Source organism: Streptomyces sp. NBC_01549, assembly GCF_026339955.1.
Lineage (GTDB): Bacteria > Actinomycetota > Actinomycetes > Streptomycetales > Streptomycetaceae > Streptomyces.
Genome location: NZ_JAPEPW010000001.1, coordinates 2,244,683 through 2,264,004 on the forward strand (window position 1 = coordinate 2,244,683; position 19,322 = coordinate 2,264,004).

Here is a 19,322-nt window from a genome sequence, read left to right on the forward strand (position 1 = left end):
TTCACCCCTTCATCGTTTCGAAGGGCCCTTCCGGTTCATCCCACGCACGACTTTTCTGGAGACAGCCATGCCCTTGGCGCCCCAGCGGGCCGACGTGCCCGTGACCATCGACGAGTCGAAGTGCATCGACGGCTGCACGCTCTGCGTGGACATGTGCCCCCTGGACTCCCTCGCCATCGACGAGAGCAACGGCAAGGCGTACATGCACGTCGACGAGTGCTGGTACTACGGCCCCTGCGCGGCCCGCTGCCCCACCGGGGCCGTCACGGTCAATGCCCTACCTGCTCCGGTGAGAGGACCGACTCCCATGAAACTCAAGGCATTCGCCGCCCTCGCCACGGCCGCCCTCGTACTTCCTCTCACCGCCTGCGGCGGCAGCGCCACGACCGGCGCCGGCTCCACGGTCACCATCACGGTCGGCTACCAGTCCAAGACCATCAACACCGTCACGGCCGGCACCCTCCTCCGTTCCCTCGGCTCCTTCGAGAAGGAGCTCAAGTCCCTCGGGGACGGCACCACGTACAAGGTGAACTGGCAGGACTACGCGACCGGCGCTCCGATCGCCGCCCAGATGACCGCCGGGAAGATCGGCATCGGTTCGATGGGCGACTTCCCGCTGCTGATCAACGCGGTCCGCGGCAAACAGCTCGGCCGCCCCACCCGCCTCGTCTCCGTCACCGGCTACAACCTCCGAGGCGGACTCAACACCATCGTCACGGTGCCGGACTCGAAGCTCGCCACCCTCGACGACCTGCGCGGCATGAAGGTGTCGACCAGCATCGGTTCGGCGGCCGACGGCACCCTCGTACGAGCGCTGCAGCGCGCCGGAATCGACCCGGACAAGGGCATCCAGAAGCTCAACCAGCAGCCCGCGGTGGGCGCCTCGGCCCTCTCCGCGGGCAGCACGGACGCGCTCTCGCAGTTCGTCGCCTGGCCCGGGCTGCTCGCCTTCCAGGGCAAGGCGAAGGCCCTGTACGACGGCGCCGCGCTCGATCTGCCGACCTTCCACGGCGTCACCGCCCGCGAGGACTTCGCGAAGAAGCGCCCGGCCGTACTGGAGGCCTTCCTCAGGGCCCAGGCGGAGGCGACGACCTACCTGCACGACCACCCGCTGGCCGCCGCCCAGAAGGTAGCGAAGGCGACCGACCTGCCCGCCGAGGTCGTCTACCTCTACAACGGCGCTCACGGCATCGCCACCTTCGACCCGGCCCTCAAGCCCCAGCTGATCTCCGCGCTGAAGAAGGACGTCTCCGTCCTGAAGTCGGCGAAGCTCGTGGGCGACGTCGACGTGGACGCCTTCGTCGACGACCAGTACGTCAAGCGCGCCCTCGGCCCGACCGCGTACGCCGACCAGCTCGCCGCGTCACCTCCACCGGCCGCGAGCGAGGTGTGGCCCAAGGGCGCCTCCTCGACCCGTACCTTCGCCTCCCCCTCCGCTCTCCTCCACTACGTGTCCTCCCACCGCGACGCCGTCCGCGCCGCGTACGTCCCCGACGCCACGACCGGCACCCTGTGGTTCGCCGACCGGGCGGCGTGGGTGGCCGACGGCAGCGACCTGCGCCCGTTCGTCACGGCGGAGACCGCCCGGGCATACCTCGCCGGTCACCAGGGCGCGCACACGATCTCGTACGCCTCCGCGCTGGAGCGGGCGTCATGACCCGGTATCTCGTCAGGGCCGCGTCGCTCGCCGCGGCCCTGACCGCCTGGCAAGTGCTGACCAGCCTGAACGTCGACCTCTGGCTGCGCTTCTCGCAGTTCCCCACCGTCGCCGACGTGGCCCGTGCCTTCGGTGACCGCCTCGGCGGCCACGACTACTGGACGGACCTCACCGACAGCCTCACCCGGATCCTCACCGGCTTCCTGCTGGCGGCCGTCCTGGGGGTGGCCACGGGCGTGCTCGTCGCCCGCTCGCGCCCGCCGAGGACCTGCTCGGCCCACTGGTGGAAGTGGTCAGGCCGATCCCCGCGATCGCGCTCGTCCCGGTGGCGATCCTCCTCTTCCCCAGCAACGAACAGGGCATCGTCTTCATCACCTGCACCGCGGCCTTCTTCCCGGTCCTGGTCTCCACCCGGCACGCGGTTCGGGCCTTGGTCCCCGTGTGGGAGGAGGCGGTGCGCACCATGGGCGGCGGCCGATGGCGCGTCCTCGGCTCGGTCGTACTGCCCGGCGCCCTCCCCGGGATCTTCGGCGGTCTCTCGGTCGGCATCGGCGTCTCGTGGATCTGCGTGATCTCCGCCGAGATGATCTCCGGACAGTACGGCGTCGGCTACCGCACCTGGCAGGACTACACCGTCGTCGACTATCCCGGTGTCTTCGTCGGCATGGTCACGATCGGTGTGCTGGGCTGGGTCACCTCCACGGCCGTCGAGCGCGTGGGGCGGTGGCTCACCCGGTGGCTGCCACACACCGAGTACGTCGCCGGGGCGCGCGTGCGCAGGGCCCCCGCCCCGGTCTCGCCGGACCAGGAGCCCGCCCGCGGTGAGGTGGTGCGCGATGAGCACCTCGTCTGAAACCGGAACGCCCGTCGCCGCGCGCGGCACCCGGCTGTCCCTCGCACGCGCCTCGCTCGGCCGCCCCGGCGCCCCCGTCCTCGAAGGCGTCGACCTGGACATCACCCCCGGTGAGATCCTCACCGTCGTCGGCCCCTCCGGCTGCGGCAAGTCGACCCTCCTGCGCACCCTCGCCGGGCTGCTGCCCGCACTCGCCGGAACCGTCGCCCAGGACGATCGCCCCCTGGTGGGCCCCTGTGCCGACCGGGCGCTCGTCTTCCAGGAGGACGCCCTCCTTCCCTGGCGTACCCTGCGCACCAACGTCGAACTCCCGCTGGCCATCAAGGGCTCGTCCCGAACCGAGCGGCGTGCGCAGGCCTCGGCCTGGCTCGCCCGCGTCGGACTCGCCAACCGCGAGCGGCAGTTGCCGCACCGTGTCTCCGGCGGCCAGCTCCAGCGCGCCCAGCTCGCCCGCGCCCTCGCCGGAGCACCCCGCGCAGTCCTGATGGACGAACCCTTCGGCGCACTCGACGCCCAGACCCGCGCCGGTATGCAGGACCTCCTCGTCGAGGTGCTGCACGGCACCGGAGCGACCGTCGTCTTCGTCACCCACGACGTGGACGAGGCGCTGTTCCTGGGCGACCGGGTCGCACTTCTCGGCTCCGGACGCCCGGCCGACGACGGCGGTCCCGGCAGCTCGGGCCGGCTTCTCTGCGTACGTGAAGTTCCGCGCCCGCGTGAGCGATCCGCGCTCGACGACCCGGCGCGGCTCACCCTGCGCCGCGAGGTCCTCACGTCCCTCAGCACCTGAAAGGCACCCTCGTGGAGATCCCCGCGCTCGCGGACGCCGAAGAGCTGTCCTGCGACGTCCTCGTCATCGGCGGTGGCACGGCCGGCACCATGGCGGCACTCACCGCCGCCGAGCACGGGGCCGACGTCCTCCTCCTGGAGAAGGCGCACGTCCGTCACTCCGGCGCTCTCGCCATGGGCATGGACGGCGTCAACAACGCGGTCATTCCCGGCCGCGCCGAACCCGACGACTATGTCGCCGAGATCACCCGCGCCAACGACGGCATCGTCGACCAGTCCACCGTCCGCCAGACCGCGACCCGCGGCTTCGCGATGGTGCGGCGCCTGGAGTCGTACGGCGTGAAGTTCGAGAAGGACGAGTGCGCGCCTTGGTCTCCGTCGATGCCGCGGAGCCCCTGAGCCGGGCGGCGGCCGACCCGTCCCGCGCGGTCCGCGTCACGGTGGCCAAGGCCCTCGCCAACGTGAGCCCGGGAAAGCTCGTCGAGGACACCCTCGACCAGCTCACGACCGACCCGGACGCCCTGGTCCGGGCAGCGGCCTTCGCGACGCTGGCCGTCACCGGCTGCCCGGCACCCCTGGCCGCGCGGGCCGTCGCCGCCCAGGCCGACGTCGCCTGGCAGGTCCGCTCCGGCGCCGCGACCGCACTGTCCGCCGCCGTGGCCGTGGTCGCCGTCCCTGCACTCGCCCAGGCCCTGGAAGACCCGAACCCCGACGTCCGCAAGGCGGCGGTCCTGGCCCTCGTGCGGCACTCCGCGGTCGACGAGGGCGCCCGCGCGGCCCTGGCCACGGCCACGGCGGACTCCGACGCGGACGTCAGGGCCTACGCGTCACGGGTCCTGTGACCACAGGACCGGGCGGAGGGCCGGGGCGCCCTATATCCAGTCCTCCGGCTCCGGCTCCGCGTCCATCTCGGGCCAGTCCGGGTCCGGTGCCTCACCGGCCGCAGGAGCCGGTGCTCCTCCGGGGGCGCCGCCATCCAGGGAGGCGAGCACTCCGATGACGCCCTCCCCGTACGTCGCGAGCTTCTTCTCACCCACCCCGCTGATGCCGCCGAGGCCTTCGACCGAGGTGGGCCACACCGTGGCGATCTCCCGGAGCGTGGCGTCATGGAAGATGACGTACGCGGGAACACCCTGTTCCTTGGCCTGTTCGGCGCGCCAGGAGCGCAGGGCCTCGAAGGCGGGGACGAGCTCTTGGGGCAGGTCGGCCGCGGCGGCCTTGGCCTTGCGATCGCCCCGCGAGGACGAGGAGGACGACGAGCGGGAGACGGTGGGCTTCGGCGGCTCCTTGCGGAGCGGCACCTCGCGCTCGCGCCGCAGCACCGTCCCGCTCTCCTCGGTCAGCACGAGCGTCCCGTACTCGCCCTCGACCGCGAGCAGTCCTTGTGCCAGCAACTGCCTCACCACGCCGCGCCATTCGGACTCGGCAAGCTCCTCTCCGATGCCGAACACCGACAGCTGGTCGTGATCGAACTGGATCACCTTGGCGGTGCGCCGCCCCAGCAGAATGTCGATGATCTGGCCGGCGCCGAACTTCTGTCCGCGCTCGCGCTGCAGCCGTACCACCGTGGACAGCAGCTTCTGTGCCACGACCGTGCCGTCCGCGGTCTCGGGCGGTGCGAGGCATGTGTCGCAGTTGCCACATGCCGGGGTGTGCGGGTCCTGCCCGAAGTAGGCCAGGAGCTGGGAGCGCCGGCACTGGACCGTCTCGCACAGGGCCAGCATCGAGTCCAGGTGGGCGGCGGCCCGACGGCGGAACGCCTCGTCGCCCTCCGAGCCCTGGATCATCTTGCGCTGTTGGACGACGTCCTGAAGCCCGTACGCCATCCATGCCGTGGACGGGAGCCCGTCGCGGCCCGCGCGTCCCGTCTCCTGGTAGTAGCCCTCGACCGACTTGGGCAGGTCGAGGTGGGCGACGAACCGCACATCCGGCTTGTCGATGCCCATCCCGAAGGCGATGGTGGCGACCACGACGAGGCCCTCTTCGCGCAGGAAGCGCGACTGGTGGGCGGCGCGGGTGCCCGAGTCCAGACCCGCGTGGTACGGCACCGCCTCTACGCCGTTGCGCGAGAGGAACTCGGCCGTCTTCTCGACCGAGTTGCGGGAGAGGCAGTACACAATGCCCGCATCGCCCGCGTGCTCCTCGCGCAGGAAGGACAGCAGCTGCTTCTTGGGGTCGGCCTTCGGCACGATCCGGTACTGGATGTTGGGCCGGTCGAAGCTCGCCTCGAAGTGGCGGGCGGTCGGCATGGCCAGGCGCTGGGTGATCTCCTTGTGCGTCGCGCGGGTGGCCGTGGCCGTCAGCGCGATGCGCGGGACATCGGGCCAGCGCTCACCGAGCAGTGAGAGCGCCAGATAGTCGGGGCGGAAGTCATGCCCCCACTGGGCCACGCAGTGCGCCTCGTCGATCGCGAACACGGAGATCTTCCCGCGTGACAGCAGGTCCAGCGTGGTCTCCAGGCGCAGCCGCTCCGGCGCCAGGTAGATCACGTCGAGCTCTCCTGCCAGGAACTCGGCCTCAACCACGCGCCGCTCGTCGAAGTCCTGCGTGGAGTTCATGAACCCGGCGCGTACGCCCAGCGCGCGCAGCGCGTCCACCTGATCCTGCATCAGCGCGATGAGGGGGGAGACCACGACTCCCGTACCGGGTCTGACCAGGGCCGGAATCTGGTAGCAGAGCGACTTGCCGCCACCCGTCGGCATCAGGACGACAGCGTCACCGCCCGCCACCACATGCTCGATGATCGCTTCCTGCTCACCGCGGAAGGCGTCGTACCCGAAGACCCGGTGGAGCGTGGCCAGTGCCTCGCTCTCTCCCAGCGTCTCCGTCGCGTCCGCTTCGGTCATCACACCCGTCCCGCCCATCGTCCTGTCCCCCGTACGTCGCGCCTCGACCACTGCGTCCACGATAGGGGTCCGCGCCGACAGCCCGAGAGTTATCCACAGGCTGCGACCGTTCGGCTTCCCTACGCACTCGCGTCCGGCCGCTCTCACTCCCCTGCACGGCGCAGCCCGCGCGTTCGATTCACATGAGACGCGCGATGCGCCGATCACAGCTCGGGCCCCGCCCCCTCGCGAGAAGGGAGCGGGGCCCGGCCCATGCGTGGTTCAGCGGCCCATGCGTGGTTCAGCGAACGAAGACTCCCGCCTGGCTCGCCAGGTCCAGGAAGTACTGCGGGGCCACGCCCAGCACCAGCGTGACCGCCACGCCGAACCCGATCGCCGTCATGGTCAGCGGCGAGGGCACGGCGACCGTCGGTCCCTCCGGCCTCGGCTCACTGAAGAACATGAGCACGATCACCCGGATGTAGAAGAACGCCGCGATCGCCGACGAGATCACACCGACCACGACCAGCGGGCCCGCGCCGCCCTCCGCCGCCGCCTTGAAGACGGCGAACTTCCCGGCGAAGCCGGAGGTCAGCGGGATGCCCGCGAAGGCCAGCAGGAAGACCGCGAAGACGGCCGCCACCAGCGGTGAGCGGCGTCCGAGGCCCGCCCACTTGGACAGGTGCGTCGCCTCGCCGCCCGCGTCCCGGACCAGGGTCACGACCGCGAAGGCCCCGATCGTCACGAACGAGTACGCGGCCAGGTAGAAGAGGACCGACGAGACGCCGTCCGGCGAGGTCGCGATGACGCCCGCGAGGATGAATCCGGCGTGCGCGATGGACGAGTACGCCAGGAGCCGCTTGATGTCGGTCTGGGTGATCGCGACGATCGCACCGCCCAGCATGGTGACGATCGCGACGGCCCACATGACCGGTCGCCAGTCCCAGCGCAGGCCCGGCAGGACAACGTACAGCAGCCGCAGCAGCGCCCCGAAGGCCGCCACCTTCGTCGCCGCGGCCATGAAGCCGGTGACCGGTGTCGGCGCGCCCTGGTAGACGTCCGGGGTCCACATGTGGAAGGGCACCGCGCCGACCTTGAAGAGCAGGCCCATGACGACCATCGCGGCGCCGATGAGCAGCAGCACGTCGTTGCCCATGGTACCGGCGAGCGCCAGGTCGACGTTCGGGATCGTGCCGTCCACGACCTGCGCGATCGTCGCGTACGACACGGAGCCCGCGTAGCCGTAGAGCAGAGCGATGCCGAAGAGGGTGAACGCGGAGGCGAAGGCTCCGAGCAGGAAGTACTTGACCGCGGCCTCCTGCGACATGAGCCGCTTGCGGCGGGCCACGGCGCACAGCAGGTACAGGGGCAGCGAGAAGACTTCCAGCGCGATGAACAGGGTCAACAGGTCGTTGGCCGACGGGAAGACCAGCATGCCGCCGATCGCGAAGAGCAGCAGCGGGAACACCTCGGTGGTGGTGAACCCGGCCTTCACCGCGGCCTTCTCGCTCTCGCTGCCGGGCACGGAGGCGGCCTGCGCGGCGAACGAGTCGACGCGGTTGCCGTGTGCCTCCGGGTCGAGCCGCCGCTCGGCAAAGGTGAAGACGCCGAGGATGCCCACCAGCAGGATCGTGCCCTGCAGGAACAGGGACGGTCCGTCGACGGCGATCGCGCCCATGGCCGCGATGTGCGCCTTCGTGGTGCCGTATCCGCCCGCCGCCAGTGCGACCACCGCGGCGAAGGCGGCGGCGAGCGCGACGACGGACAGGAACACCTGCGTGTAGTAGCGGGACCTGCGCGGCACGAAGGCCTCGACGAGCACTCCTACGAGCGCCGCCCCGATGACGATCAGGGTGGGCGACAATTGCCCGTATTCGATCTTCGGCGCGTTGATCTTGGAGATCGGTTCGGCCGCGGTTGTCCACAGGCTGTGGACGGCTGCTGTACTCACTTGGCCGCCTCCACCTCGGGCTTGGGGTCCGTCTTATGGACGTCGGACATGGTCTGCTGGACCGCCGGGTTGACGATGTCGGTGACCGGCTTCGGATAGACGCCCAGGAAGATCAGCAGGGCGATCAGCGGGGCGACCACCAGGAGCTCACGCACCCTGAGGTCGGGCATCTCGGCGACCTCCGCCTTCACCGGGCCCGTCATCGTCCGCTGGTAGAGGACGAGCGTGTAGAGCGCGGCGAGGACGATGCCGAAGGTGGCGACGATGCCGACGGCCGGGTAGCGCTCGAACGCGCCCACCAGGACCAGGAATTCACTCACGAAGGGCGCGAGCCCGGGGAGCGAGAGGGTCGCCAGGCCGCCGATCAGGAAGGTGCCTGCGAGCACCGGAGCGACCTTCTGCACCCCTCCGTAGTCGGCGATCAGACGCGAGCCGCGCCGCGAGATCAGGAAGCCCGCCACCAGCATCAGGGCGGCGGTCGAGATCCCGTGGTTGACCATGTAGAGCGTCGCGCCCGACTGGCCCTGGCTGGTCATCGCGAAGATGCCCAGGATGATGAACCCGAAGTGCGAGATCGACGCGTACGCCACCAGCCGTTTGATGTCCCGCTGGCCGACCGCGAGCAGCGCCCCGTAGATGATGCTGATGAGGGCGAGGACGAGGATGACCGGCGTCGCCCACTTGCTCGCCTCCGGGAAGAGCTGGAGGCAGAAGCGGAGCATCGCGAAGGTGCCGACCTTGTCGACGACCGCCGTGATCAGGACCGCGACCGGGGCTGTGGCCTCGCCCATGGCGTTGGGCAGCCAGGTGTGCAGCGGCCACAGGGGCGCCTTCACCGCGAACGCGAAGAAGAAGCCGAGGAACAGCCACCGCTCCGTGTTGGTCGCCATGTGCAGCGAGCCGTTGGCGCGGGCCTGCACGATCTCCTGGAGCGAGAAGTTCCCGGCCACTACGTAGAGACCGATGACGGCGGCCAGCATGATCAGGCCGCCGACCAGGTTGTAGAGGAGGAACTTCACCGCGGCGTAGGAGCGTTGGGTCGCCGCCGCCTTGTCGCCGTGTTCGTGGGCGCGGTCCCCGAAGCCGCCGATGAGGAAGTACATCGGGATCAGCATGGCTTCGAAGAAGATGTAGAAGAGGAAGACGTCGGTGGCCTCGAAGGAGATGATCACCATCGCCTCGACGGCCAGGATCAGGCCGAAGAAGCCCTGAGTCGGCCGCCAGCGCCTGCTTCCTGTCTCGTGCGGGTCGGCGTCGTGCCAGCCCGCCAGGATCACGAACGGCATCAGCAGCGCGGTCAGCGCGACGAGCGCCACCCCGATGCCGTCCACGCCCAGCTCGTACCGCACCCCGAACTCCTTGATCCAGGCGTGGGATTCGGTGAGCTGGTAGCGGTCGCCGCCGGGGTCGAACCGCACGAGCACGATCGCGGCCAGGACCAGCGTGGCGAGCGAGACGAGCAGCGCCAGCCACTTGGCGGCGACGCGTTGCGCGGCCGGCACGGCGGCCGTGGCGATCGCCCCGACCGCCGGGAGCGCCGCCGTCGCTGTCAGCAGAGGAAAGGACATCGGTATCAGACCGCCCTCATCAGCAGGGTCGCGGCGACGAGGATGGCCGCACCGCCGAACATCGAGACCGCGTAACTGCGCGCATAGCCGTTCTGCAGCTTGCGCAGGCGCCCGGAGAGGCCGCCCATGGAGGCCGCGGTGCCGTTGACGACCCCGTCGACCAGGGTGTGGTCGACGTACACCAGGGAGCGGGTGAGGTGCTCCCCGCCGCGCACCAGCACGACGTGGTTGAAGTCGTCCTGGAGCAGGTCGCGCCGGGCGGCCCGGGTCAGCAGGGAGCCGCGCGGGGCGACGACCGGGACGGGGCTGCGCCCGTACTGGGCGTACGCGATGCCGGCGCCGACGACGAGCAGCGCCATGGTGGCCAGCGTGACCGTGAGGGCGCTGACGGGCGAGTTGCCCTCCGAGTGCCCGGTGACCGGCTCCAGCCAGTTGAGGAAGCGGTCGCCGATGCTGAAGAAACCGCCCGCGAAGACCGATCCGAAGGCCAGCACGATCATGGGGATCGTCATGGACCTAGGGGACTCGTGCGGGTGCGGCTCATGGCCTTCGGCATCCGGCTGCCAGCGCTTCTCCCCGAAGAAGGTCATGATCATCACGCGGGTCATGTAGTACGCCGTGATGGCCGCGCCCAGCAGGGCCGCACCGCCGAGGATCCAGCCCTCGGTGCCGCCCTTGGCGAAGGCCGCCTCGATGATCTTGTCCTTGGAGAAGAAGCCGGACAGGCCCGGGAAGCCGATGATGGCGAGGTAGCCGAGGCCGAAGGTGACGAAGGTGATCGGCATGTACGTGCGGAGGCCGCCGTACTTGCGCATGTCGACCTCGTCGTTCATGCCGTGCATGACCGAGCCGGCGCCGAGGAACAGTCCGGCCTTGAAGAAGCCGTGCGTCACCAGGTGCATGATCGCGAAGACGTAGCCGATGGGGCCGAGACCCGCGGCCAGCACCATGTAGCCGATCTGCGACATCGTCGATCCGGCGAGCGCCTTCTTGATGTCGTCCTTCGCGCAACCGACGATCGCACCGAACAGGAGCGTGACGGCACCGACCACGGTGACGACGAGCTGGGCGTCGGGCGCGGCGTTGAAGATCGCGGCGGAGCGGACGATGAGGTAGACACCCGCGGTCACCATGGTCGCGGCGTGGATGAGGGCCGAGACCGGGGTCGGGCCCTCCATCGCGTCCCCGAGCCAGGACTGCAGCGGCACCTGGGCGGACTTGCCGCAGGCGGCGAGCAGCAGCATCAGGGCGACGGCGGTGACCTTGCCCTCGGTCGCGCCGCCGACGAGCCCCGGGTGCCCCTCGGTGCCGAGCACCGGCCCGAAGGCGAAGGACCCGAAGGTGGTGAACATCAGCATGATGGCGATCGACAGGCCCATGTCGCCGACGCGGTTGACCAGGAAGGCCTTCTTCGCGGCGGTGGCGGCACTGGGCTTGTGCTGCCAGAAGCCGATCAGCAGGTACGAGGCGAGGCCGACGCCCTCCCAGCCGACGTACAGCAGCAGGTAGTTGTCGGCGAGGACGAGCAGCAGCATCGCCGCGAGGAACAGGTTCAGATAGCCGAAGAAGCGGCGGCGCCGCTCGTCGTGCTCCATGTACCCGATCGAGTACAGGTGGATCAGCGAGCCGACGCCGGTGATCAGCAGGACGAACGTCATCGACAGCTGGTCGAGCTGGAAGGAGACGTCCGCCTGGAAGCCCTCGACGGGGATCCAGCTGAACAGGTACTGGCTCATGGCCCGGTGGTCCGCGCTCTTGCCCAGCATGTCGGCGAAGAGGATCGCGCCGATCACGAAGGACGTGGCCGCGAGCGCCGTGCCGATCCAGTGGCCGACGGCATCGAGCCGCCGGCCGCCGCACAGCAGTACGGCCGCTCCGAGCAGAGGCGCCGCTACCAGCAGCGCAATCAGGTTCTCCACGATTCAGCGACCCCTTACAGCTTCATCAGGCTGGCGTCGTCGACCGAGGCCGAGTGGCGAGAACGGAAGAGCGACACGATGATCGCGAGCCCGACCACGACCTCCGCGGCGGCGACGACCATCGTGAAGAAGGCGATGATCTGGCCGTCGAGGTTGCCGTGCATGCGGGAGAAGACGACGAACGCGAGGTTGCAGGCGTTGAGCATGAGCTCGACGCACATGAACACCACGATCGCGTTGCGCCTGATCAGCACGCCGGTGGCGCCGATCGTGAACAACAGGGCGGCGAGATAGAGGTAGTTGACCGGGTTCACTTGGACGCCTCCTCCGTCTTCGTGCGCTCCAGGCGTTCTTCGGCCCGCTGCTCCAGCGCCTTCAGATCGCTCAGCGCCTCCGTGGACACGTCACGGATCTGGCCGCGGTCCCGCAGCGTCTTGCTGACCGTCAGCTCGGACGGGGTGCCGTCCGGGAGGAGGCCCGCGATGTCCACCGCGTTGTGCCGGGCGTAGACACCGGGGGCCGGCAGCGGTGGTACGTGCTTGCCTTCCCGTACGCGCTGCTCGGACAGCTCGCGCTGGGTCTTGGCGCGCTCGGTGCGCTCGCGGTGCGTGAGCACCATGGCGCCGACGGCGGCCGTGATGAGCAGGGCGCCGGTGATTTCGAAGGCGAACACGTACTTCGTGAAGATGAGGGCGGCGAGGCCCTCCACGTTCCCGTTGGCGTTGGCCTTGCTCAGGCCGTTGAAGTCCTTCAGGGACGCGTTGCCGATGCCCGCCATGAGCAGGACGCCGAAGCCGAGTCCGCACAGCAGGGCCAGCCAGCGCTGCCCCTTGATGGTCTCCTTCAGGGAGTCCGCCGCGGTGACACCGACGAGCATGACCACGAAGAGGAACAGCATCATGATCGCGCCGGTGTAGACGACGATCTGCACGACGCCCAGGAAGTAGGCGCCGTTGGCAAGGTAGAACACCGCCAGAATGATCATGGTCCCGGCGAGACAGAGCGCGCTGTGCACGGCCTTCTTCATGAAGACGGTGCACAGGGCGCCGATCACGGCGACCGTGCCGAGGACCCAGAACTGGAAGGCCTCTCCGGTGGAGGTGGAGTAGGCGGCGAGCTGCGCGCTCATGCCCCCACCCCCTCTTCCGTGGGCTTCTCGCCCTTGGAGACGGCGACCTGGCGCTCGGTGCCGGGCGCCGCCTCGGTCACCAGACCCCGGTAGTAGTCCTGCTCGTCCGTGCCGGGGAAGATCGAGTGCGGTGTGTCGACCATGCCCTCCTCGAGCCCGGCGAGCAGCTGCTCCTTGGTGTAGATGAGGTTGGCGCGGCTGGAGTCGGCGAGCTCGAACTCGTTCGTCATCGTGAGCGCGCGGGTGGGGCACGCCTCGATGCACAGGCCGCACAGGATGCAGCGGGCGTAGTTGATCTGGTAGACGCGGCCGTACCGCTCGCCCGGCGAGTAGCGCTCCTCGTCGGTGTTGTCCGCGCCCTCCACATAGATGGCGTCCGCGGGGCAGGCCCAGGCGCACAGCTCGCAGCCGATGCACTTCTCCAGACCGTCCGGGTGACGGTTGAGCTGGTGCCGGCCGTGGAACCGCGGGGCGGTGGTCTTCTGCTGCTCCGGGTACTGCTCCGTCAGGCGCTTCTTGAACATGGCCTTGAAGGTCACGCCGAAGCCGGCGACGGGGTTCTGGAAACCGGGCTTGGTCTCCTTCGGCTCCTCAGCCATCGGACCCCTCCTTTCCGTCACGAGATCCGCCATTCGATCCGTCACTCGCAGTATCCGACCCGCCACTGACAATCAACTCGGGCTCGCGGCGCGGGCGGCGCCGCGGCACGGGTGGCAGCTCCTGTCCCGGCAGCGGCGGCACCGGGAATCCACCGGCCATCGGGTCGAAGGCGGCGGGCTCGGCGGGCCCTTCCTGGGCCCCCTGCTTGTCACGGAAGATGTCCGCGGCGAACGAGAGCAGCAGCAGGACGAGGACACCGCCACCGACGTACAGGGCGATGTCGGCGAAGTCGTAGTTCTCGTTCTTGAGGGTCCGTACGGTCGCGACGAGCATCAGCCAGACCACGGAGACCGGGATGAGGACCTTCCAGCCGAGCTTCATCAGCTGGTCGTAGCGGACGCGCGGCAGCGTGCCGCGCAGCCAGATGAAGAAGAACAGCAGCAGCTGCACCTTCACCACGAACCAGAGCATCGGCCACCAGCCGTGGTTGGCCCCCTCCCAGAAGGTGCTGATGGGCCACGGGGCCCGCCAGCCGCCCAGGAAGAGCGTGGTCGACACGGCCGAGACCGTCACCATGTTCACGTACTCGGCGAGCATGAACAGCGCGAACTTGATCGACGAGTACTCGGTGTTGAAGCCGCCGACGAGGTCGCCCTCGGACTCCGGCATGTCGAAGGGGGCGCGGTTGGTCTCGCCGACCATCGTGATGATGTAGATCACGAACGAGACCGGCAGCAGGATGATGTACCAGCGGTCGTGCTGCTGCTCGACGATCGTCGAGGTCGACATCGACCCGGAGTAGAGGAACACCGAGGCGAAAGCGGCGCCCATGGCGATCTCGTACGAGATCATCTGCGCGCAGGACCGCAGACCGCCCAGCAGCGGGTAGGTGGATCCAGAACTCCAACCCGCGAGCACGATCCCGTAGATGCCCACCGAGGCGACCGCGAGGATGTAGAGCATCGCGATCGGCAGGTCCGTGAGCTGCATCGTGGTGCGGTGGCCGAAGATCGAGATCTCGTTGTCGGCCGGGCCGAAGGGGATCACCGCGATCGCCATGAAGGCCGGGATGGCCGCGACGATCGGCGCGAGGACGTAGACCACCTTGTCCGCGCGTTTGACGATGACGTCTTCCTTGAGCATCAGCTTCACGCCGTCGGCGAGCGACTGGAGCATGCCCCAGGGGCCGTGCCGGTTGGGTCCGATGCGCAGCTGCATCCAGGCGACGACCTTGCGCTCCCACACGATCGAGAACAGCACGGTGATCATCAGGAAGGCGAAGCAGAAGACCGCCTTGACGACGACCAGCCACCAGGGGTCGCGGCCGAACATGGAGAGGTCTTCAGTGGCGAGGTACAGACTGCTCATGCCTCCACCTCCTTGGGGGCCTCGTCGACGAGCGTCGCCGGGCCGATGCGGACGAGTGCGCCGGGCAGCGCCCCCGTGTCGGAGGCGACGCCTCCTCCGGTGGAGTTCAGCGGGAGCCAGACCACGCGGTCGGGCATCTCGGTGATCTGCAGCGGGAGTTCGATGGTTCCGGCGCTGCCGGTGACCGCGAGGAGGTCACCTTCCTTGACGCCCGCCTCGGCGGCCGTGGCCGCCGACACACGCGCGCGTGCCGCGTGCCGGGTCCCGGCGAGCGCGTCGTCCCCCTCCTGGAGGCGGCCCCGGTCGAGCAGCAGCCGGTGGCCCGCGAGCACGGCCTCTCCCGCGGCGGGACGCGGCAGCGATGCCGCGATCTCCACGGGTCCGGTGGCCCGCAGGCCGCTCCAGGGCCCGAGCTGGTCCAGCTCCCCGCGCGTGGTGCGCAGATCCGGCAGACCCAGGTGTACATCCATGGCGTCGGCCAGCATCTGCAGGACGCGCGCGTCGGTGGGTGCCAGGCGGCGAGTCATCTGGTCGGGCTTGAGCGCGGCCTCGAAGAAGCGGACCCTGCCTTCCCAGTTCAGGAAGGTGCCCGCCTTCTCGGCGACCGCGGCCACCGGGAGGACGACATCCGCGTACTCGGTGACCTCACCGGGCCGCTGTTCGAGCGACACCAGGAAGTCGACCTCGGAAAGGGCCGCACGCGCGCGTGCCGGGTCGGGAAGGTCGGCGACCTCCACCCCCGCCACCACCAGGGCCAGCAACTCCCCACCAACGGCGGCCTCGACGATCTGGCCGGTGTCGCGCCCGTAGCGGTGCGGGAGCTGGGAGACGCCCCAGACGGCGGCGACCTCCTCCCGCGCGCGCGGGTCGGTGGCCGGACGCCCGCCCGGCAGCAGCGACGGCAGCGCGCCCGCCTCGATCGCGCCGCGCTCCCCGGCCCGGCGCGGGATCCACACCAGCGTGGCGCCCGTCGCGGCCGCGGCCCGTACGGCGGCGGTGAGCCCGCCCGCCACGCCCGCGAGCCGCTCGCCGACGACGATCACCGCGCCCTCGGTGCGCAGCGCCTCGGCGGCCTTGGCACCGTCGCCCTCCACGCCGACGCCGCTCGCGAGGGCGTCCAGCCACTCGGTCTCGGTACCGGGCGCGGCGGGCAGCAGCGTGCCGCCCGCCTTCTCCAGGCCGCGTGTCGCGTACGTGGCGAGCGAGAAGGTCTTCTGCCCGTGCCCGCGCCACGCTTTGCGCAGCCGCAGGAAGACGCCGGGCGCCTCCTCCTCGGACTCGAAGCCGACGAGGAGGACGGCGGGCGCCTTCTCCAAAGAGGTGTACGTGACGCCCGTACCGTCGAGGTCCCGTCCGCGACCGGCGATCCGGGACGCCAGGAAGTCGGCCTCCTCGGCGCTGTGCACGCGCGCGCGGAAGTCGATGTCGTTCGTGTCGAGGGCCACGCGCGCGAACTTGCTGTAGGCGTAGGCGTCCTCGACGGTGAGGCGGCCGCCGGTCAAAACGCCGGTCCGGCCGCGGGCCACCGAAAGGCCCCGGGCCGCCGCCTCCAGGGCCTCGGGCCAGGAAGCCGGCTCCAGTTCACCCGACTCACCCCGTACGAGGGGTGTGTCGAGCCGGTCCCGCTGCTGCGCGTACCGGAACCCGAACCGCCCCTTGTCGCAGAGCCACTCCTCGTTGACCTCGGGGTCGGGGGAAGCCATCCGCCGCATCACCTTGCCGCGGCGGTGGTCGGTGCGGGTCGCGCAGCCGCCCGCGCAGTGCTCGCACACCGAGTGCGAGGAGACGAGGTCGAAAGGTCGCGAGCGGAAGCGATACGCCGCCGAGGTCAGCGCGCCGACCGGGCAGATCTGGATGGTGTTCCCGGAGAAGTACGACTCGAACGGGTCGCCCTCGCCGGTGCCGACCTGCTGGAGCGCGCCCCGCTCGATCAGCTCGATCATCGGGTCGCCCGCGATCTGGTTGGAGAAGCGGGTGCAGCGGGCGCACAGCACGCACCGCTCCCGGTCGAGCAGCACCTGCGTGGAGATCGGGACCGGCTTCTCGTAGGTCCGCTTCTTGCCCTCGAAGCGGGATTCGGCGTTGCCGTGCGACATCGCCTGGTTCTGCAGCGGGCACTCGCCGCCCTTGTCGCAGACCGGGCAGTCCAGCGGGTGGTTGATGAGCAGCAGCTCCATCACACCGTGCTGGGCCTTTTCGGCGACGGGCGAGGTGAGGTGAGTCTTCACCACCATTCCGTCCGTACACGTGATCGTGCAGGACGCCATGGGCTTGCGCTGGCCTTCGACCTCGACGATGCACTGGCGGCAGGCGCCGACCGGGTCGAGCAGCGGATGGTCGCAGAAGCGGGGGATCTCGATGCCGAGCTGTTCGGCGGCCCGGATGACCAGGGTGCCCTTGGGCACGCTGATCTCGGCTCCGTCGATCGTCAGCGAGACGAGATCCTCCGGCGGAACCGCCGCCTCTCCCCCTCCCGAGGGAGCGCTGGTGGTCACCGTCATGCGTTCACCTCCGTGCGGTCGGCCCAAGCCGTGGACTTGGCCGGGTCAAAGGGGCAGCCGCGGCCCGTGATGTGCTTCTCGTACTCCTCGCGGAAGTACTTGAGCGAGGAGAAGATCGGCGAGGCCGCGCCGTCGCCGAGGGCGCAGAACGACTTGCCGTTGATGTTGTCGGCGATGTCGTTCAGCTTGTCGAGGTCCGACATGACGCCCTTGCCGGCCTCGATGTCGCGCAGCAACTGCACGAGCCAGTAAGTCCCTTCGCGGCAGGGCGTGCACTTGCCGCAGGACTCGTGGGCGTAGAACTCGGTCCACCGGGTGACCGCCCGCACCACGCAGGTCGTCTCGTCGAAGCACTGGAGTGCTTTGGTGCCGAGCATGGAACCCGCGGCACCCACTCCTTCGTAATCAAGAGGGACGTCGAGGTGCTCGTCGGTGAACATCGGGGTCGAGGAGCCGCCCGGCGTCCAGAACTTCAGCCGGTGGCCGGGGCGCATCCCGCCGCTCATCTCGAGGAGTTGACGGAGTGTGACACCGAGCGGTGCCTCGTACTGGCCGGGGCTGGCGACATGGCCGCTGAGCGAGTAGAGCGTGAAGCCCGGGGACTTCTCGCTGCCCATCGACCTGAACCATTCCTTGCCTTTTTGGAGAATTGCGGGAACTGACGCGATCGACTCGACGTTATTCACCACAGTCGGGCACGCATAGAGGCCCGCGACGGCTGGGAAGGGGGGACGGAGCCGCGGTTGACCACGGCGGCCTTCGAGCGAGTCGAGCAGTGCGGTCTCCTCACCGCAGATGTACGCGCCCGCGCCCGCGTGCACGGTGAGCTTGAGGTCGAGTCCGCTGCCCAGGATGTTCTCGCCCAGGTAGCCCGCCGCGTAGGCCTCTCGAACGGCCTCGTGCAACCGCCGCAATACGGGGACGACTTCACCGCGGAGATAGATGAACGCATGCGAAGACCGGATGGCATAACACGCGATCACAATGCCCTCGATGAGGCTATGCGGGTTCGCGAAGAGGAGCGGGATGTCCTTGCAGGTTCCCGGCTCCGACTCGTCGGCGTTGACAACTAGATAGTGAGGTTTGCCATCGCCCTGAGGAATGAACTGCCACTTCATTCCGGTGGGGAATCCCGCGCCGCCCCGTCCGCGCAGACCGGAGTCCTTGACGTACGCGATCAGGTCGTCCGGCGACATGGCCAGCGCCTTGCGCAGCCCCTCGTACCCCTCGTGCCTCCGGTAGACGTCCAGCGTCCAGGACTTCTCCTCGTCCCAGAAGGCCGACAGCACGGGTGCGAGCAGCTTCTCGGGGCTGGTCTCGTCGATCTCGGGTGCCAACGTCATCACTCCCCCTCCTCGGCTGCGGGACCCGACGGGTGCGACGGATCGGAGGCCGATGTGTCCTGCGGCGCGTCGTGCGAGCTCAGGTGCTCGGCCGGCGGCTGGTCCTGCGGTGCCCCACCACCACGTGGGTGGACCACGCGCGCGGCGACGTTCTCCCCCTTGGCCAGGCGGAGACCGATCAGTGAGGCGGGGCCCGCGCTGCCGCCCGCCTCCACGGCTCCCTCGCGCTCGTCGGGGAAGCCCGCCAGGATCCGCGCGGTGTCCTTGAAGGTGCACAAGGGGGCGCCGCGGGTGGGTGCGACCTGTGCTCCCGCACGCAGGTCGTCGACGAGGCGCTTCGCGGAGGCCACGGTCTGGTTGTCGAAGAACTCCCAGTTGACCATCACGACCGGTGCGAAGTCGCAGGCCGCGTTGCACTCGATGTGCTCCAGCGTGACCTTGCCGTCGTCGGTGGTCTCGCCGTTGCCGACGCCCAGGTGGTCCTGCAGGGCCTCGAAGATCGCGTCGCCGCCCATGACCGCGCACAGGGTGTTGGTGCAGACACCCACCTGGTAGTCACCGCTCGGCTTGCGCCGGTACATCGAGTAGAAGGTCGCGACGGCGGTGACCTCGGCCGTGGTCAGGTTCAGTACGTCCGCGCAGAACCGCATGCCCGTGCGCGTGACGTGGCCCTCCTGCGACTGCACGAGATGCAGCAACGGAAGGAGCGCCGAACGGGAGTCCGGGTAGCGGGCGACGATCTCGCGCGCGTCCGCTTCGAGCCGGGCTCGAACGTCGTCCGGATAGTCGGGCGCGGGCAGTTGGGGCATGCCCAGGCTG

15 protein-coding genes and 1 pseudogene are annotated in these 19,322 nt (G+C 69.5%); 5 read left to right on the plus strand and 11 right to left on the minus strand.

Features of this window, described 5'->3' with window-relative positions; all coding sequences use genetic code 11:
• The first annotated feature begins 67 nt into the window (after positions 1–67).
• The 5 genes and pseudogenes from OG819_RS09790 to OG819_RS09810 all read left to right on the plus strand — a co-directional run bounded on the left by OG819_RS09790 (position 68) and on the right by OG819_RS09810 (position 4,141).
• Positions 68–1,657 carry an ABC transporter substrate-binding protein gene (locus OG819_RS09790; RefSeq protein WP_266648970.1) on the plus strand — a complete coding sequence of 530 codons (1,590 nt, stop codon included), beginning with the start codon at positions 68–70 and terminating at the stop codon, positions 1,655–1,657.
• A pseudogene (locus tag OG819_RS09795) lies at positions 1,654–2,510 on the plus strand (ABC transporter permease). Before OG819_RS09790 ends, OG819_RS09795 begins: the two are co-directional and overlap by 4 nt.
• Complete coding sequence (locus tag OG819_RS09800; RefSeq protein ID WP_266648972.1) at positions 2,494–3,300, plus strand: ABC transporter ATP-binding protein; 807 nt, start codon at positions 2,494–2,496, stop codon at positions 3,298–3,300. The pseudogene OG819_RS09795 and the gene OG819_RS09800 overlap by 17 nt, the downstream one beginning before the upstream one ends.
• A gap of 89 nt (positions 3,301–3,389) precedes the next feature.
• Positions 3,390–3,698, plus strand: coding sequence for an FAD-binding protein (locus OG819_RS09805; RefSeq protein WP_266634582.1), 309 nt, complete (start codon positions 3,390–3,392; stop codon positions 3,696–3,698).
• A complete protein-coding gene (locus OG819_RS09810) occupies positions 3,668–4,141 on the plus strand; it encodes a HEAT repeat domain-containing protein (RefSeq protein WP_266648974.1) in 474 nt (157 codons plus the stop codon). Before OG819_RS09805 ends, OG819_RS09810 begins: the two co-directional genes overlap by 31 nt.
• Before the next feature lie 30 nt (positions 4,142–4,171).
• Here OG819_RS09810 and recQ read toward each other — a convergent pair whose 3' ends face one another.
• From recQ to nuoE, 11 genes are all read right to left on the minus strand, one after another.
• Positions 4,172–6,163 carry a DNA helicase RecQ gene (gene recQ, locus OG819_RS09815; RefSeq protein ID WP_266634581.1) on the minus strand — a complete coding sequence of 664 codons (1,992 nt, stop codon included), beginning with the start codon at positions 6,161–6,163 and terminating at the stop codon, positions 4,172–4,174.
• 262 nt (positions 6,164–6,425) lie between these two features.
• Complete coding sequence (nuoN, locus tag OG819_RS09820) at positions 6,426–8,075, minus strand: NADH-quinone oxidoreductase subunit NuoN (protein ID WP_266648976.1); 1,650 nt, start codon at positions 8,073–8,075, stop codon at positions 6,426–6,428.
• Positions 8,072–9,643, minus strand: a complete 1,572-nt coding sequence (locus OG819_RS09825) for an NADH-quinone oxidoreductase subunit M (protein ID WP_266584740.1) — start codon at positions 9,641–9,643, stop codon at positions 8,072–8,074. Before OG819_RS09825 ends, nuoN begins: the two co-directional genes overlap by 4 nt.
• 5 nt (positions 9,644–9,648) lie before the next feature.
• Positions 9,649–11,562, minus strand: coding sequence for an NADH-quinone oxidoreductase subunit L (gene nuoL, locus OG819_RS09830; protein WP_266648978.1), 1,914 nt, complete (start codon positions 11,560–11,562; stop codon positions 9,649–9,651).
• Between the two features lie 14 nt (positions 11,563–11,576).
• On the minus strand, positions 11,577–11,876 hold the full coding sequence (nuoK, locus tag OG819_RS09835; protein ID WP_018568277.1) for an NADH-quinone oxidoreductase subunit NuoK: 300 nt from the start codon (positions 11,874–11,876) through the stop codon (positions 11,577–11,579).
• Positions 11,873–12,691, minus strand: coding sequence for an NADH-quinone oxidoreductase subunit J (locus OG819_RS09840; RefSeq protein ID WP_266627444.1), 819 nt, complete (start codon positions 12,689–12,691; stop codon positions 11,873–11,875). The genes nuoK and OG819_RS09840 overlap by 4 nt, the downstream gene beginning before the upstream one ends.
• Positions 12,688–13,290: an NADH-quinone oxidoreductase subunit NuoI gene (gene nuoI / locus OG819_RS09845; protein WP_266584737.1), complete on the minus strand. Its 603-nt coding sequence runs from the start codon at positions 13,288–13,290 to the stop codon at positions 12,688–12,690. Before nuoI ends, OG819_RS09840 begins: the two co-directional genes overlap by 4 nt.
• Positions 13,283–14,659 carry an NADH-quinone oxidoreductase subunit NuoH gene (gene nuoH, locus OG819_RS09850; RefSeq protein WP_266648980.1) on the minus strand — a complete coding sequence of 459 codons (1,377 nt, stop codon included), beginning with the start codon at positions 14,657–14,659 and terminating at the stop codon, positions 13,283–13,285. The genes nuoI and nuoH overlap by 8 nt, the downstream gene beginning before the upstream one ends.
• Positions 14,656–17,160 (minus strand): NADH-quinone oxidoreductase subunit G, encoded by a 2,505-nt coding sequence (locus OG819_RS09855; protein ID WP_266648982.1) that lies wholly within the window; start codon positions 17,158–17,160, stop codon positions 14,656–14,658. The genes nuoH and OG819_RS09855 overlap by 4 nt, the downstream gene beginning before the upstream one ends.
• Complete coding sequence (gene nuoF, locus OG819_RS09860; protein WP_266648983.1) at positions 17,157–18,506, minus strand: NADH-quinone oxidoreductase subunit NuoF; 1,350 nt, start codon at positions 18,504–18,506, stop codon at positions 17,157–17,159. Before nuoF ends, OG819_RS09855 begins: the two co-directional genes overlap by 4 nt.
• Positions 18,503–19,312, minus strand: a complete 810-nt coding sequence (gene nuoE, locus OG819_RS09865; RefSeq protein ID WP_266634580.1) for an NADH-quinone oxidoreductase subunit NuoE — start codon at positions 19,310–19,312, stop codon at positions 18,503–18,505. The genes nuoF and nuoE overlap by 4 nt, the downstream gene beginning before the upstream one ends.
• Between the last annotated feature and the right edge of the window lie 10 nt (positions 19,313–19,322).